The sequence below is a fragment of the Sphingomonas sp. ATCC 31555 genome, from assembly GCF_000282895.1.
In the GTDB taxonomy this organism is placed as follows: Bacteria; Pseudomonadota; Alphaproteobacteria; order Sphingomonadales; family Sphingomonadaceae; genus Sphingomonas.
In genome coordinates, this window is the sequence record NZ_ALBQ01000018.1 from 63928 (window position 1) to 79385 (window position 15458).

At 65.1% G+C, this 15458-nt stretch carries 18 protein-coding genes and 1 tRNA gene; 9 read left to right on the forward strand and 10 right to left on the reverse strand.

Going from position 1 to position 15458, the window contains the following annotated elements:
• Window positions 1–130: 130 nt before the first annotated feature.
• A complete protein-coding gene (locus tag B215_RS0109550) occupies window positions 131–1135 on the reverse strand; it encodes an alpha/beta fold hydrolase (protein ID WP_019369425.1) in 1005 nt (334 codons plus the stop codon).
• Window positions 1136–1441: 306 nt separating this feature from the next.
• On the opposite strand from B215_RS0109550, the gene B215_RS0109555 reads away from it, so the two are divergent.
• The 7 genes from B215_RS0109555 to B215_RS0109590 all read left to right on the forward strand — a co-directional run bounded on the left by B215_RS0109555 (window position 1442) and on the right by B215_RS0109590 (window position 7922).
• Window positions 1442–2875, forward strand: coding sequence for a tyrosine-type recombinase/integrase (locus B215_RS0109555; protein ID WP_019369426.1), 1434 nt, complete (start codon window positions 1442–1444; stop codon window positions 2873–2875).
• A gap of 927 nt (window positions 2876–3802) precedes the next feature.
• Window positions 3803–4573 carry a hypothetical protein gene (locus B215_RS0109560; RefSeq protein WP_019369427.1) on the forward strand — a complete coding sequence of 257 codons (771 nt, stop codon included), beginning with the start codon at window positions 3803–3805 and terminating at the stop codon, window positions 4571–4573.
• Between the two features lie 446 nt (window positions 4574–5019).
• The gene (locus tag B215_RS20630) at window positions 5020–5298 is read left to right on the forward strand and encodes a hypothetical protein (RefSeq protein WP_152997792.1); all 279 of its coding nucleotides are present in this window, start codon (window positions 5020–5022) and stop codon (window positions 5296–5298) included.
• A gap of 137 nt (window positions 5299–5435) precedes the next feature.
• Window positions 5436–6218 carry a hypothetical protein gene (locus B215_RS0109575; RefSeq protein ID WP_152997791.1) on the forward strand — a complete coding sequence of 261 codons (783 nt, stop codon included), beginning with the start codon at window positions 5436–5438 and terminating at the stop codon, window positions 6216–6218.
• Between the two features lie 24 nt (window positions 6219–6242).
• Window positions 6243–6434, forward strand: a complete 192-nt coding sequence (locus B215_RS0109580; protein WP_019369431.1) for a hypothetical protein — start codon at window positions 6243–6245, stop codon at window positions 6432–6434.
• Between the two features lie 120 nt (window positions 6435–6554).
• On the forward strand, window positions 6555–6968 hold the full coding sequence (locus B215_RS0109585; RefSeq protein ID WP_019369432.1) for a hypothetical protein: 414 nt from the start codon (window positions 6555–6557) through the stop codon (window positions 6966–6968).
• Between the two features lie 372 nt (window positions 6969–7340).
• Window positions 7341–7922 carry a recombinase family protein gene (locus B215_RS0109590; protein ID WP_019369433.1) on the forward strand — a complete coding sequence of 194 codons (582 nt, stop codon included), beginning with the start codon at window positions 7341–7343 and terminating at the stop codon, window positions 7920–7922.
• A gap of 103 nt (window positions 7923–8025) precedes the next feature.
• Here B215_RS0109590 and B215_RS0109595 read toward each other — a convergent pair whose 3' ends face one another.
• The 3 genes from B215_RS0109595 to B215_RS0109605 all read right to left on the reverse strand — a co-directional run bounded on the left by B215_RS0109595 (window position 8026) and on the right by B215_RS0109605 (window position 10181).
• The gene (locus B215_RS0109595; RefSeq protein ID WP_019369434.1) at window positions 8026–8895 is read right to left on the reverse strand and encodes an abortive infection family protein; all 870 of its coding nucleotides are present in this window, start codon (window positions 8893–8895) and stop codon (window positions 8026–8028) included.
• A gap of 90 nt (window positions 8896–8985) precedes the next feature.
• Window positions 8986–9060, reverse strand: a tRNA-Gln gene (locus B215_RS0109600).
• A 23-nt stretch (window positions 9061–9083) separates the two neighbouring features.
• Window positions 9084–10181 carry a branched-chain amino acid aminotransferase gene (locus tag B215_RS0109605; protein WP_019369435.1) on the reverse strand — a complete coding sequence of 366 codons (1098 nt, stop codon included), beginning with the start codon at window positions 10179–10181 and terminating at the stop codon, window positions 9084–9086.
• Between the two features lie 69 nt (window positions 10182–10250).
• Here B215_RS0109605 and B215_RS0109610 point away from each other — a divergent pair, with 69 nt between their 5' ends.
• Entirely contained in the window at window positions 10251–10736 is a 486-nt protein-coding gene (locus B215_RS0109610; RefSeq protein WP_019369436.1) for a MarR family transcriptional regulator, read from the forward strand.
• A 21-nt stretch (window positions 10737–10757) separates the two neighbouring features.
• Here B215_RS0109610 and B215_RS0109615 read toward each other — a convergent pair whose 3' ends face one another.
• The 5 genes from B215_RS0109615 to B215_RS0109635 form a co-directional block, all read right to left on the reverse strand.
• Window positions 10758–11375: a hemerythrin domain-containing protein gene (locus B215_RS0109615; RefSeq protein ID WP_019369437.1), complete on the reverse strand. Its 618-nt coding sequence runs from the start codon at window positions 11373–11375 to the stop codon at window positions 10758–10760.
• 72 nt (window positions 11376–11447) lie between these two features.
• A complete protein-coding gene (gene proC / locus B215_RS0109620; protein ID WP_026009130.1) occupies window positions 11448–12254 on the reverse strand; it encodes a pyrroline-5-carboxylate reductase in 807 nt (268 codons plus the stop codon).
• A gap of 8 nt (window positions 12255–12262) precedes the next feature.
• Complete coding sequence (locus B215_RS0109625; protein WP_026009131.1) at window positions 12263–12766, reverse strand: YbjN domain-containing protein; 504 nt, start codon at window positions 12764–12766, stop codon at window positions 12263–12265.
• Window positions 12767–12884: 118 nt separating this feature from the next.
• The gene (locus B215_RS0109630) at window positions 12885–13166 is read right to left on the reverse strand and encodes an accessory factor UbiK family protein (protein WP_019369440.1); all 282 of its coding nucleotides are present in this window, start codon (window positions 13164–13166) and stop codon (window positions 12885–12887) included.
• A gap of 16 nt (window positions 13167–13182) precedes the next feature.
• The gene (locus B215_RS0109635) at window positions 13183–13746 is read right to left on the reverse strand and encodes a TspO/MBR family protein (RefSeq protein WP_019369441.1); all 564 of its coding nucleotides are present in this window, start codon (window positions 13744–13746) and stop codon (window positions 13183–13185) included.
• A gap of 185 nt (window positions 13747–13931) precedes the next feature.
• On the opposite strand from B215_RS0109635, the gene B215_RS0109640 reads away from it, so the two are divergent.
• Window positions 13932–14705 carry a TSUP family transporter gene (locus B215_RS0109640; RefSeq protein WP_019369442.1) on the forward strand — a complete coding sequence of 258 codons (774 nt, stop codon included), beginning with the start codon at window positions 13932–13934 and terminating at the stop codon, window positions 14703–14705.
• Here the strand turns inward: B215_RS0109640 and B215_RS0109645 are convergent.
• Window positions 14688–15434, reverse strand: coding sequence for a TlyA family RNA methyltransferase (locus B215_RS0109645; RefSeq protein ID WP_019369443.1), 747 nt, complete (start codon window positions 15432–15434; stop codon window positions 14688–14690). The two genes, B215_RS0109640 and B215_RS0109645, sit on opposite strands and share 18 nt — an antisense overlap.
• Window positions 15435–15458: the final 24 nt, after the last annotated feature.

Sequence of the window (15458 nt, forward strand, 5' to 3'; positions counted from 1 at the left end):
TCCGCATCCAGGCCCTGCGTCGGCACTGCCAAGCGCGGATCGGATGCGGTTTGCTCGGCCGGTATCGGATCGACCGGTGCTGCATTGCAGCCGCAAGCCAACAGTGGCGGGAGCAGGAGAGGCGACCACCTCACGCAGCGATTGCCGCTTCCAACGTCTGCAGGAAGCGCGAGGGCGCCTCTACCTGCGGCGCGTGGCCAAGATCCTCAAGGCGGATCAGCCGTGCCCCCGGGATGCGACTTACTGCATCCTCGGCAGCCTGCGGCACGGTGCGTACCCGACTGCGCAGATCGGGGGGGGCGCTGCTCGCCCGGAAGGCCGTTTGATCCTGCCCGCCGATGATAAGCGTAACAGGCATCGCCAAACGCGGCAGTTCGGCCGCGACCGGCTGAGTCTGGATCATGTCGGAGAGCCGCGCCTGCGCATCGCGGACGATATCCCCGTCGGAACTCGCATATTGGCCCGCCAGCATCGCCACCCAACGGTCATAGGCGGGACGCCAGTCGCCATGGTAATAATTGCGTCGCTGATAGGCTTTGATCGAGGTCGCATCGGTTCTGGCTTCCTCAGCCCGCAACGTGCCGATGTCGGCATAGGGCACCCCTTCCGCCAGCGTGTCGTTGAGACCGAGCGGGTTAACCAGCACGAGCTTGGCGACCTGCCCCGGATGCGACAGCGCAAACCTTGTCGCTAGGATTCCGCCGGTAGAGTGCCCGACAAGGATCACCTTGCCCGTTCCGGCTCGCTCCAACAGCCTCTTGGTCAGTTCGGCCATGGCGTGGAAGCTGTACTGATAGCCTTCCGGTTTGGAAGATTTGCAGAAACCGATTTGATCGGGTGCGATCACCCGGAAGCCCGCCTCCGTCAGCCCCAGCGCGGTTTCATGCCATGTCGCCGCGCAGAAATTCTTGCCGTGCAGCAGGACAATCGTCGCGTCCTTCGCAGTGCCTTTGGCGGGCAAATCCAGATAGGCCATGCGGATGGGCCGGCCCTGCGACGAAGCTTCAAACCATCGAACTGGCGCCGGATACTCGAACCGCTCAAGATTGGCGCCGAGAGGCGCGGTCTGTGCCGTGCAAAGCGTGCTCCACAGCGCGGACGATGCGATTGCGGCGATACGGACAAAGCGGATCATCCAGCTGCAACGACCCGCCGGCGGGAGGGGTCCATGGTGCGATGCTGCAGTTGGTGAACGTACGGCCGCCGCTACGCGCTATGCGCCGGCAGCAAGGAGCGGCGCCTTACCCGTCGCGCACGACGACGAACGCGCGATGCCGTAGTGAAGAGCGCGATAGCGACAGAAACTGGCTGGGGCGGGAGGAGACGGAGCGGAGGGCCAATCAAGGCATTGAGGTGGAAGGATTTGCTTGCAATTTCGTGGGTTACGCCCCACAAACCTGCCCCACAAACCTGCCCCACACGACCTTCAGGAGCCCCGTAAATGGCCTCGATCCGCGCCCGCCACAATCGCTTTGAAGCGAAGGTGCGGGTGCCCCTAGCCCACCGGGAGGCCCACGATGGCCGGGAGTTCCTCTACCGCACCCTGACCGCCACCAGCCGGAAGGTCGCGCAGGTCGAAGCCGACGCATGGGAAGCGAGCCTGCGGGTGCAATGGGCAGAACGCGACGGCTTGACGCAGGATGCCCTTGTGAACCTCCGCCGGGTCTACGAGCAGACCTTGGCCGAAGCCACTGGCGGCAAGTTCGCGGTGCTTGCAGATGGCGTGGACCCGGTCCAGACCGGCATTGATCACGAGATTGAACGCATCGCGGACGCTATTCCCGAGGACGACGACCCTGCCCCGGTCAACGCGGCGAAGCTGGCGGCGCTGAATGACGCAAGGACGGTGCTGGCCGGGCGAAAGCCTCCGGTCCGCCGGGAGTTCGAGCCGTCGTTCTCGCAGCTGGCGTCGGATTACATGAAGCTCTGGAAGACCCAAACCGGCCTCAAGGAGACCAACACCGAGCAGCAGAAGAACGCCACGTTCCAGCTGTTTGCGGGGTATTGGAAGGATCGTCCTATCCGGCAGATCGGCAGGCCCGATGCGGCCCGGTTCATGGATGCGCTGCGCCATCTGGACCCAGCATGGGCGCGGTCGGCGGCGGCCCGGAAGCTGTCGTGGGACGACCTCCTGCGCACCTTCGGCGACCGCCCTAAGGGACTGTCGGACGCCACTCGGAACCGCCATGCGGCAACGCTTGGGGCGCTATGGGAATGGGCGAGTGAGCGCGGGTATGCCGAGGGCCGCAACCCATTCAGCGGTCATCGCGCCCGGCTCCGCAACGGGGTGAACGTGAAGGGCTATCGGCCATGGGAGCCGGAGGAGCTGGCCCGCTTGTTTCATCCCGGTCCCAAGCGCTCGGACCTGCGGGAAGTGATGATGGTCGCGCTGTTCAGCGGCATGCGCCTGGACGAGATCGCAGGGTTGACGTGGGGGCGGCTGAAGGAGGTCGAGGGCATCCCCGTGTTCGACATCCGCGACGCGAAGACACCAGCGGGCAACCGCCTAGTGCCGGTGCATCCGCAGCTGAAGTGGTTGCTTGATCGGGATCGCGGGGCCGCCGACGCACGTATCTGGTCAACGTTCAACCCAGAGGGGCCCGGCAAGAAGGCCGGAGCCGATGCCGGGCGCGAGTTCACCCGGTTTAAGCAGTCGCTCGGCTTCACCGAACGCTGTGCCGCCTTCCACTCCTTCCGGAAGAACGCGGTTGCGCAGTGGGAAGCCGCGAGCATACCGGAGACCGAAGTTGCCCAGATTGTCGGCCACGAGAAAAGGGGCATCACGTTCGGCGTCTATGGCGGTGGCGTATCGCTGCAACGGCGGTATGAAATCGTCGCGAAGCTCGCCTATCCGCAAGTGATCGGCGTCTGGTGAAGCGCGCCGATCTCCCTAGATTGTTTGAAGGGAGCTTCGCCTCCTCCATGGTCCTGATCTCCCGCCCCGGCCCGTTCAAGCTGATCCAGCGGCGCAACAAGCCGAAGGCCAGGAGCGCGCTCGGGATGCACCAGCCGCCTCTGTGTAGATCGGACCGACACAGACGAACGTAGCGTCGTGCGGCTCTCTGAGGAACTTTTCTTCCCGCTTTGCAGCACGGCTCAACCTTAATCGGATTAAGGTTGAAGCGAGAAGTGAAGCGGCCCCCTGAAAACTTTTGAGGGTCACCCTGTCTACGATACAGGGGCGCTGCTTAGGAGCGGGCCGCCTATCATCGGCTCTGCCAGAGCCAGCGGGCGACCATGCCGATTATCCCTCACTCTTGGAGGGTGTGGTAACTAGGTATAGGAATGACCTTCAAGATTCCCGAAGGTATCCTCCAGCTGCTCCGCAGGTTCCCCGCGAGTGCGCCTGTCAGTCCAGACCTCCTCCATGCCCACCGCTGTGGCCGGGTGTCGGGCCCATGCCGATTAACCCTCACTCTTGGAGAAGGGAAACCGTAAGTGTTCACTGTCAGTGGAACTGCAGGTTCCTGAAGGTCCATCCTCCTTACTAATCCCACCTAGAATCTCACCGTAAGACCCTCGGTTGGTCCGTTCGGGGAGGACGATGGATCGGCAGACCCACCGTCCACCCTCCGCCCCCTCCAGTTTCCATCGGCCGACCTCTCGCCTGCCCCGCAGGTGATCGACGGTCGCTGCGCGGGTCCGGTCATCTGTGGCGGGGGCCGGACCCGCATGCCCTTCTCACCGCCTCGCCCATCCCCTTTCCCGATTCCGGCTCGCAAGCCGGACCGGCGATGCTGCCCAGCGTCGCCCCTGCCACCGCTGCGCAAGCAGCCCGTTCAACCCAAAGAGACCTACCGCCATGTCCGATACGACCACCAACGGTTCCTTCGCCGTCGACGGCACGGAGTCGACGTTCACCGCCACGACTGCCGATTACACGCTGACGCCCGACGAGGAGGCGTTGGTCGCCGGGATCGAAGACCTCGACCCCATCGACTCCATCCCCTCGCCCGTCGTCGCCACCGGCGACACCTCCCGGTTCGCCATCGTTCCGCCTGTCACCGCGTTGCCGCCTGCCCTGCAGGAATACGTCCGGCAACAGCTGGTCGGCATCCCGCAAGAGCGCCTCGCCGAAGCGGAGCGCGGCGCAATCCTTGTCGCCATGCGCAAGAACGCGCTGGAGCTTCGGGTCAAGCAGGGCGCGGGCCCCGGTGCCACGCCGTACGCGCGAGAGCTTCTGGACATCTCGCGGGCCATCTACGACCTCGAACGCGAGTTCGACACCATCAGCGCCCAGCTGGCGGAGGTCGACCGCTACGAGACCGACACGGACCCGGTGACCGGCGCAGCGTCGCCCCGCCCGGTCTATGCCGTCGATGGCCAGCGTCGCCGGGCCCTGGAACAGCGGCTGGCCCAGATCACCTATGAGATCAGCCTCAAGGACGGTGAAGAGGGCCGCCGCCGTCTCGCCAAGGCCAAGAAGGAAACCGCAGAGTTCCTGAAGGCCCAGCGCGACCAGCTGGCCGAGGACGCGGAGGCGAGGGCCATGGCCGAGCAGATGAACCGGGAAGCCCGGATCAAGGCCAAAGCCGAGATGTACGCCAAACACAACCGCTCCAGCCTTGGCTAACGCCATGCGCAATGCGTTCGTCTGGTCGGCGCTTTGGCTTGCGATGGCCTGCCTCTGATGGCCCGCTACTCCTCCCGCGAACGCCGCTGGTACGGTCGCCGGTTCACGCCGCTGCACCAGCCGGTTACCGAGCCGGACGACCGCGAATGGCACACGCAACTGCCGAATGGCATGCTTGTGGTCGAGTTCGGCAACCCCGTCCGTCGCTTGCCCTGCGAACCCCAGCCGGTGCTTGTGAAGGGCTCCCTCGGAGCCGCGAAGGCAACGCCGGAGCCCTCCTCCGCAGAGGCCGCAACGCCTCCGTCTGATTGCAGCAAGTCGACGCAGGACCCCCGTGAGTGGAAGCCCGGCCTCGGTCGGGACTGATCCTCGACACCATCAACCATTGATCCTCCCCGCTCTGCCTCCGGGGAGGGTCGCCCATCAACTTGAGGCACCACGAGAGCATGACCGCCACACCACGCCCATCCGAGGCCCACGCCTCCCCCGCCACCCGCGACGATGCCATTGCGGCTATGTGCCGCGAATGCATTTACGACGACCTTGAGCCCGGCACGTGGCGCGAACAGTGCGCCGCCTGCACGGTGACCGCCTGTCCGCTTTACGCCTTCCGCCCGGTTCCCGACGTCCGCCTGCACGGCCGCCGCCTGTCCCGCGAGGACGCCGCAGCGCACGTGCGGGCCAAGCTTGCGGGCATCCGCCGGACGTCGCCGCAAGCGGCCTGAAACGAGCGCCAATCACCAGCCGCCGCTGGTGATTCAGCAGATCGCGGCTGGCTCAGGCCCGATAGCCCCACACAATCGACACCCCCGCCTGATCACCAGTGTACAGCGGGGGTGCCCCACCTCAACAGCAGGGCCACATGCCTGACGAGAAGTATTGTTCGGGGTGCGGACAGACCCTCCCCGCATCCGCCTTTTATGCGCGGAAGAGTGGTAAGCTCTCCAGCCGGTGCAAGAAATGCGTTTCGGCGTCCAACTCGGCGCGGGAGCGCGCACAGACCGCCGCCCGCAATGCTGACCCGGAAGTCATCCGCGCTCGCCAGCAGCATGCCGAAAGGGTGCGACGGGAACGGGAGGCCCGCGAGTTAGCCCGCCGGATCGCTCGCGAAGCCGCCCGAGCCGAAGCGAAGGCACGCGCCGAGATCCGCGCCGCCTCTCGCGTCAAGACCGGGGCCAAGCTCAAGGGCAACCGCCGCAAGGCAGTCCAGCCGGTCTCCCCGGAGGAAATGACGGCGAACCGCGACCGGGTTGATTACCTCCTCCTGCTTCTGTCCGACCGCCACCCGACCGAACAGATTGCAACCGAGCAGTCCTGGAACGCGGCGTATGCCGAGGTGGACCGCCTCTGGTACGTGTCGGGGGACCGCGAGTGCGTCACCTGTCATCGGCGGGTCGCTCCCACCGAGATGCTGCCCCCGATGCCCGGCAACGGTCGCCCCGGCATGTGCCGCCCGTGCGCAGCGTATGCCGAAGAAGAGAACCACCGCCGCACCTTCGGTCCGCTCATCGGCCCCCTTCAGTCCCGCCGCAAGCTGCGGATGCTGGACGGGACGTGGATCACGTTGGGCGAACTCGCCCGCCGACACCGCGTCCGCACCCAAGGCCGTCCCTTCACCACCGCCTCACCGGCGCTCGCCGCCTGACCCCACCACATCTGGAGCATCCACATGGCCTCTGCCCTGTTCGACGACATTCACGCCACCGCCCGCTTCCCGCTTGCCGCCACCGTCGCGGCGTTGAGTGCGCCAACGGATCCCCGCAGGCACGACTTGGCGCGGCGCGCGTCCGCCATCGCACACCAGCAGGGCTATGACGAAGCGACCGAGGCCCTACGCGCCCGAGCCGCAAGGGCACATTGAGAGGGAGGGCGCGCGCGAAATAGCAAACGCCCGCTGTCGGGGATGCGCGAATGTCTGAGAATGGGTGGTTAGCTGCCGTTCCGCTTTAGGTCAGCACAAAGTGGATAGCAGACAGTCTGCATGTTACGTCGGGTCATGCTCCCCGTTCTCCTCCTCGCTGCATCCGCCATCGCCTCATCATCACAGGAACCGTCAAAAGAGCAGCTTCATTCTGCGATCTGGGCGGACCTTCAGCTGAACGCGATGATTGGCAACGGCAATTGGCCTGCCTCGCTCTGGTATCAGGCAGGGAGCGACACCGCTCCCGACCTGCACATTCAGGATTTGACCTGCACCAAGGAAGGCTCACAGCAGCGTTGCTCGTTCAACCTGCATCGCGACGGGGGCCCTAAAACGGTGTTGGGCGAATCTGCCGCCGCCGACCTGGCTTGCTCCGCCTCTTTCTTCGCTGACGGCGAAGGCTGGTCTGTGGTGCATACACCTCCGCGTCATGCGGGTCACAGCGTGACCTCTATGCGGTGCAAGGCCGTATAGCGCCAAACGTCCGGTATTCGGCGCCGTCGATTGCACGTGAATGTCGGCGCTTGGGGCGATTGCGGTCATTCGGCAATCGTAGGTCTACTGCCCAGTTTTGGCGCAGAAATCCGAAGCGCCATATCGCTCCTGACGATTGTCGCTTCCCCCCGTCGGGGGGCCACATCCATAGCAGCCGCCTTCTACGCACGGTGGCCCTAGCTCTGCGGTAGCCTGGCTCGTGCACCCTTCGCGACGCCCCGGCGGGATCAGCCGCCGCCTGCATGGCTCAGAAGGTGTAACCTGCGCGCTAGGCGCAGAAGATATCTTGACGACCAAAGTGAGCTATGGATATGAGCTAGCCAACAGCCACCCCTAACTTCCGAGCCACCCATGTCGCACCGCATCGCCTACTACCGCGTCTCGACCACCGACCAGTCCATCGAAGCCCAGCGAGCCGCCATGGGTGGCCCGTTCGATCAGGAGTTCTCGGACGAGGGCGTTAGCGGCGGGGTGCTGGCCACCGACCGCCCCGGCTTCGCTGCGATGCTGGCAGCGCTCCGCAAGGGCGACACGCTCCACGTCTACGCGGTCGACCGCCTCGGGCGCGATGCCATCGACGTGCAGACCACCGTCCGTGACCTTCTGGCCAAGGGTGTGACCCTGCACGTTCACGGCATCGGCCCCATCGGTGAAGGCGTGGGCGAGATCATCATCGCCGTCCTGGCCCAGATGGCCGCCATGGAGCGCCGCAGGATCGCCGAGCGCACCGAAGCGGGCCGTATAGCCGCCCGGAAGGCACTTGCGGAGACCGGCAGGACGCACCGGGGCAAGGAGAGCCTTGGGCGTCCCTATGCGGCTGACGCAGCTGCGGTGCGAGAATGGCGGAAGGCGCAAAGCGCCAGCATCGCCGCGACGGCCCAGCATTTCGGTCTCTCGGCTGCGACGGTAAAGCGGTACTGCGCGGCGGGATGACTTGCTTCCGCTTTGCCCTGCTTTTTTCGGAGCGGCATGATACAGCACCCCTATGAAATTCTTAGCCCCCCTCCCAAACACATCGGGCGGGGGTAGCGTTCGACTATCCCCCGCTGTCGAGGCGGTGCGCTGCCGTCTCAACCAGATAGAGCGCCATGGAACCCGCAAGGTTCACGACCAAGTGTGCGTGCCGCTCTGCGATCCTAACGGGCCGCTTCCCTTTGCCGTGCGCGTCGCCAAGCCGATTTCGGATTGCACCGATGCCTTCAACAACCGTGACGCAACCGCCAAGCAGCTGTTTGAAGACCTGTTCGGTGTGCTGGGACGGGGCAAGGTTCAGCTTTTCGGCCGTGAGGCGATAGAGTTTCGGCAGATCGTCCCCTGCTCGGTAAAGGGGATCGTCATCCGTGAACTCGTCCAGAATATGCATGCACACGCTTTCAAGCAGCGTCCGCGCAGATGTAACCGCTCCCTCCGCATCGCCCGCACACCTAGAGAGCGCCTTCTCCCACACCCTGCCAACCTCGGCTGCGTCGTGACTGTTGAGCCTGTCTGAGATGAGGTCCGCCGTCGGACTCCCTCGCATCTCCAGCCGCTCCAACAGCGGGGCAAACTGCTCGCGTAAGAACGTCCGACGCTCTGCGTAGGAGGAGTACTCCGCTTTGATGAACTGCCAGAAATCGTCTGGGGACTGACATGTTCTCACGAATCTTGGCAGCAAGTCGCTCAAGGACGGGTTTTGCATCAGTTCCGCGCGGAGAACGCGGTACACGTTGTGATCGATAGTTCCGCCCGTCGCCTGCGACACCAAGCCGAGCCGGAGCGCCAACACCCGCTCAACCGGGTCAGAGGGCAAAGCCTCAACGGGATCAGGAAGGTCAAACATGGCCCGCTCCACAACCATGATTCGATTGCCGACGGGAGGTTGTACCTCGTCCCGCGAATCGGCGAAGGTTGAGGCGCGCGAAGTCATGCCCGCCCCCACAAACCTGCCCCACAAACCTGCCCCACACGAGGCCAATTTTAGGCGCTAACGACTTGAGAAAACTCGATTTTTGGTTTCTGGCTGGGGCGGGAGGATTCGAACCTCCGAATGACGGTACCAAAAACCGTTGCCTTACCACTTGGCGACGCCCCAACGGGAAGCGGGCTTATAGAGCCTCAGAACAGACGTTCAAGCCATCCGTGCGGATCCGGCGCAACCCCGCGCTGAATTCCAACCAGCTGCTCGCGCAGCCGTTCTGTGAGCAGGCCGGGTCCGCCATTGCCGATTTGGAATTCAAGGCCGCTGCCGCGCACCGCCCCGATCGGCGTCACCACCGCGGCGGTGCCGCAGGCAAAGGCTTCGCGCAGACGGCCGCTCTTGGCATCGTCGCGCCACTGCTCGATTGCATAGCGCTCCTCGCGAACCGTCACGCCGGCGTCGCGAGCCAGAGTGAGCAGCGATTCGCGGGTTATGCCGGGCAGGATCGTGCCCGACAGCGGGGGCGTGGAGATCGAGCCGTCGTCGAACACGAAGAACACGTTCATGCCGCCGAGTTCCTCGACATAGCGATTCTCGACCGCGTCGAGGAACACCACCTGGTCGCAGCCCTGGCGGATCGCTTCGGCCTGGGCGACCAGGCTACCGGCATAGTTGCCGCCACATTTGGCCGCGCCCGTGCCGCCCGGCGCCGCGCGGGTATAATGATCGGACACCCAGAGCGTCACCGACGGCGCGCCGCCCTTGAAATAAGCGCCCGCCGGCGAGGCGATGACGAGGTAGAGATACTCGCTGGCAGGCTTCACCCCCAGAAAGGTCTCGCTCGCGAACATGAAGGGGCGGAGGTACAGGGAAGCCCCCTCGCCTTCCGGAATCCAGTCGCGATCCGCCTTCACCAGTTCGCGGATCGAGGCGAGGAACAGTTCCTCCGGCAGTGGTGCCATCGCCATGCGCTCGGCCGATTCGCGGAAGCGGCGGGCATTCTCACCCGGGCGGAACAGCGCGGCGCCGCCATTCGGCAGACGATAGGCCTTGAGGCCCTCGAAAATCTCCTGCGCATAATGAAGCACCGCGCAGGCCGGGTCGATCTGAAGCGGCGCATAAGGCTGGATGCGCGCGCCGTGCCACCCCTTGTCCGCGGAGTAGCGGATTACTGCCATATGATCGGTGAAGGTCTTGCCGAAGCCGGGATTGGCGAGAATCGCCCCACGCTCATCGCAGGTGCGCGGGCTGGCATGGGCCTCGAATTCGAAATCCAGGATCGTCGCGTCTTCCATCACTCGGTCTTTCTCGTCCCCAGAGCCTCGGGTTGCGCAGGACTAGGCGCGGTGGCAGAAACGGTCAACATGGCTGCCCCAATTCCTGCGTCTCCCCTCTTTCTGCGCGAACCCGAAATCCGGCGCGGGATCGAGCTGCTGTATTTCGGCTATTCGCATCTTACCCGCTCGATCGACGACGGGCTGGCGCGCCAGGGGCTGGGCCGCGCGCATCACCGCGCACTCTATTTCATCGCCCGCAAGCCCGATCTGACGGTGAGCGAGCTGCTGTCGTTGCTGGCGATCACCAAACAGTCGCTGGGTCGGGTGCTGGGTGAGTTGGCGGAGCGCGGGCTCGTCGAAACGCGAGCGGGCACGCGCGATCGGCGCCAGCGGCTGTTGCGGCTTACTGAGGCGGGCACCAGGCTCGAATCAGACCTGTTCGAGGCGTTGCGCGAAAAAATGGCCGGCGCCTATTCCAGCGCCGGCCAGGGAGCCGTTGGGGGGTTCTGGGCCGTTCTCGAGGGGCTGATGCCCGAGGAGGAGCGCGGCCGGGCCGCGACGCTGGGGCGCTGAAGCCCACAGCGCCGCCGGTGTTCAGGCTACCTTGAAGCCTTCCTTGTTCATTGCGAGCGTGAGCGTCTTGTTCTTTTCTTCGCTCAGCTGGGCGCGGAGTTCGGGGAACAGCTGATCCTCCTCCTCGCGCATGTGCTTTTCCAGCGCCGCGCGGAATTCCTTTACCTTCTCCAGCCACTTGGGCGAGGTACTGGGCATGTTCTCCAGTTCGTAGAGAAACTGCTTCACATAACCATGCTCGGCGTTCAGTTCGTCGGCCGCTTCCGTCTTCCCGGCTTCGCGGAGCGCCGGGTAGATGACGTTCTCTTCCTCGATAGCATGCTTCACCAGCGCGTGCTTGATATGCGCGAGCAGCATGTTGCGGCGAATGGTCGCCTTTTCGTCGGTCGCTTCCAGCGCGTCGAACGCCTTGAGCACTGCCTTGTGCTCGGCCTTCAGTGCATCATCCCAATTGCCGGCGAGCGCGCTCGGCGCCTGCACCGCCGCCTTGCGGCCAAGCATCGCGAGCAGCCCCAGGGCCGCACCACCTGCTACCGCGCCGGCAATCACGCCTACGCTGGCGCCGCTGCTCGCCTTTGCGGTGTCCTTGCCGCTAGTCTTGGTATTGCGCTTGGTTTCGCCTTCGGTCGTCGTAGCCATGTCAGCCTCCGTCGATACGTGAATCGGAAGGCTTAACCGCTGGGAATTGCAGGCGTTCCGTAGGCGGTGGCGCTATTTGCGCGCTTCGGCCGCCATTTCGGCGTTACGCCGCGCCGATGCGGCAAGCGTCTCGCGCAGCAGTGCCCGCAACGCCTCGCCACGATCCAGAACGTTAAGCCCCTCGCGCGTCGATCCGCCGGGGCTGGCGACTCGATCCGCCAACACCGCCGGGCTTTCATCGGCGGCCGCCGCCATTAGACCCGAGCCTTCGACCGTGGCCAGCGCAAGTCGCTGCGCCTGATCCGCGGGCAGGCCCAGTGCTGCACCCGCTTCGGCTAGCGCGTCGACGAAGCGGAAGACGAAGCCGGGGCCGCAGCCGGCGAGTGCGGTCAGCGCATCGAGCATGGTCTCGCTCGGCACCCATTCGACCAGGCCAAGCGGCTGCATCAGCGTCTCGGCGGCGTCGCGCGCCTCGGCATCGTCGCTCTGCGTAGTGAGGCCGACAACGCCCTTTCCGATCGCAACGGGCAGGTTGGGCATCGCGCGCACCACGGTCTGCGCGCCCAGCGCCTCTGCAAGGGTGGCAACTTCCACGCCCGCGAGAATCGACACGAGCAGCGGCACGCCCGATACGCTAGGTGCGAGCAGCGGCGCCACGATGTGCAGCTGCTGCGGCTTTACCGCGAGCACAACCGTCGTGGGCCGTTCGCCCTCGGGCGGTTTGGGTACGTGCCGCACGCCTTCGGGAAGCACCGGGTTGCCCGAATCGATCACGGTGATCGCGGCCGGATCGATCCCTGCTCCGGCCCAGCGTCGAAGCATCGCGCCGCCCATATTGCCGGCGCCAACCAACCAGATCCGATCCAACAATGTGGTCATTGCCTGCCTCAGGCCTCGCCTTGCGTCTCGATCAGCGCGGCGGCGATCGCCTCGCTCGGCGTCTTTCCGCCCCACAATACAAACTGGAATACGGGATAGAAGCGCTCGCACTCGTCGACTGCGCTTTCCACCAGCAGTTCGGCCTGGGCGAGCGTGAGCGCCGCGCCCTCCTCGCCGTCGATCAGTGCGGCGTGGCGGAACAGCAGGATGCCGGTGGACGACCAGAGTTCGAAATGGCCGATCCACAGCTGTTCGTTGACCAATCCTATCGTTTCATAGACAAGTCCGCGCCGCTCCTCGGGCACGCGCACGTCCGGGAAGGCCATGAACTGCAGTACGCCATCGTCTTCGCGCCAGATCGCGCGGAGTTCATATTGGGTCCAGCTGCCCTTTACCTTGGCTACAACTTCATCTTCTTCGCGCTCATGCGTCCAGCCATGGGCGGCGAAATAGGTTTCGAGCATGTCGATGGGCGCAGCCGCGTCGCGGTCGAATTCCGCCTCGTCTAGCATGCCCATTCCGTTCCCGATCGTGTAGCCATGTCCGCTAGTGCCAAGCACGCGGACGGGGCACAAGCTTGCGCCTGCGCCCCGCCGCCAAAAGCTGTGGACAAGGAAAGATCAGCCGACGTCACGCATTCCCTTGCGGCGTTTCCATCGGACCGGCAGCACCGAGTTTGGCTTCCAGCGCATCGAGGCGCGCCTTCAGCGCATCGGCCTCGTCACGCGCGGCGGCAGCCATCGCCTTCACCGCCTCAAATTCATCGCGGGCCACGAAATCGAGGCCGCCGATCCACTCGCGAGCGCGTTCGCGCGCGCCGGCCTCGGCCTCACGCGCGACGCCGGCAAAGGTACCCGCGGCGCCATTCACCATCTTCACTAGATCGTCGAACAGGCGATTGTCGGTCTGCATGTCAAATATGTCCCACTCAAAGCGTATCGCTGCTGATTTGGGCACCCGCGGCGCCAGATGCAATGTTTTCTGCATCCGGATTGAGATCGCGGACCTGCGAAAACAGCACGCTGGCGAAACATACCCAGGCGAGGTAGGGCAACAGCATCAGCCCCGCGAGGCGCCGCACGCGCCAGAACGCGACCATCGTCACCGCCACCAGAACGGCCAGCGCGATGATTACGATCAGTGCCAGATCGATCATATGGAAACGGAAGAAGATCGGCGACCAGGCGAGGTTCACCGCGAGCTGGACCACGAACAGCAGGATCGCCGCGCCTCGCCCCCGCGCGCCCCGCGCGCTCAGCACTAGCGCAAGCGCCAGGCCCATCAGCGCGTAGAGGATCGTCCAGACGATCGGGAAGGCGATGTTCGGCGGCTGGATCGCGGGCTTGACGAGGGTCTGGAACCAAGGGTTCTCATCCCCACCCGGCGCCACCATCGCCGATCCGAAACCGAGCAGCACCACCAACGGCACCGTCACCAGCGCGCGGAGCCAGAAGCCACGGCGCAGTTGCGCCTTCGATGCCAGTGCGTTCACGCAATCTCCCCATTTGCTGGGCGTAGGCGCCCGTCAATGGCTGCGACCTAGGCGATCGGCGCGCGAATGAGAAGGTGCCGGCGCAGGCAATGGAAAGCGGAGGAGTCGCTCGGGCTGCTCCAAGCTTTTCCCAACCCCCGATCTGCCCGATTGTCAGCGCGTATCCCCTTCGTCTAGCCGGAGCCATGCACCTCACTGCCGAAATGCTCGCCTTTCTGCTCTTCGTCGCCTTTCTTGCCGGTTGCATCGACGCGATGGCTGGGGGTGGCGGCTTGCTGACGATACCGGCACTGCTCACCGCGGGAGTGCCGCCGGTGGCAGCGCTCGCGACCAACAAGCTGCAGAGCATGATCGGCACCGGATCGGCGGTGCTGGCCTTCCTGCGGGCCGGTCGCGTCGATGTTCGCGGCTTCGCCATTCCCGCATTAGGCGCCTTTATGGGATCCGCGCTGGGGGCGACGATGGTACAGCGGATCGATCCTGGCTTCCTGGCCGGGTTCGTGCCCATCCTTCTTCTCGCCATGGGCTGCTATTTCCTGCTCGCGCCGAAGATGAGCGAGGCCGATCGCCACGCCCGATTGGACCGCTGGGGCATTGCCGCGGTATGCGCAGCCATCGGCTTCTACGACGGGTTTTTCGGGCCCGGTACGGGATCGTTCCTGACGATGGCACTGGTTGCATTGGGCGGCTTAGGCCTAGTGCGCGCCATCGCGAACACCAAGTTTCTAAACCTCGCCACCAATCTCGCCGGGCTGCTAGCGATGATCGCCGGGGGGAAGGTCTTGTGGCTGCTCGGCTTTGGCATGGCCGCCGCGAATGTGTGCGGCAATCAGCTCGGCGCCTGGTGCGCGATCCGCTTCGGCGGTAAAGGAGTCCGCCCCTTGCTGGTAGTGATGTCGTTCGCGCTGACGATCAAGCTGCTGGCCGATGCGAAGAACCCGCTATGGCAATGGCTCTAGGCGCACCGCCCCGATCAGGAACTCCACATTGCCCTCCGGCCCGGTGATCGGGCTGCGCGTCACGCCCAACACCTGCCAGCCTTTGCCTTCCAGCCACGCCGTCACCTCGGCGCAGACGCGCTCGTGCACAGCGGAGTCGCGGACCACCCCGCCCTTGCCGACTTCCTCGCGCCCCGCCTCGAACTGCGGCTTGATCAGCGCCGCCAGCCGCGCGCCCGGCCGGGTGAAGCCCAGCGGTACGTCCAGCACCTTGGCGAGGCTGATGAAGCTCGCGTCGCACACTACTACGTCGATCGGCTCGGGAATGTGAGCAGGCGTCAGGATGCGCGCACTGGTCTGTTCGTGGACTACCACCCGCTCGTCCTGCCGCAGCTTCCAGGCAAGTTGGTTGGTGCCGCTGTCCACCGCGTAGACACGCGCAGCGCCGCCCGTCAGCAGCACATCGGTGAACCCGCCGGTCGAGGACCCGACATCGATTGCCACCACGCCGGTCACGTCCCAGCCGAAATGCTCGAACGCATGGGCAAGCTTGATGCCGCCACGCGAGACCCAAGGATGATCGCGCCCGCGCACCTCCACGCCTGCATCTTCGGCGAGCATCTGGCCCGCCTTCTCGATCTTGCGCTCGCCGGTGAAGGCTAGCCCGGCCATGATGAGCGCCTGCGCCCGCGTGCGGCTCTCGGCGAGCCCGCGGTCGACGAGCAGTTGATCGGCGCGAAGCTTTGCCATGCCATCCTTTAGGCGCGGGTCACG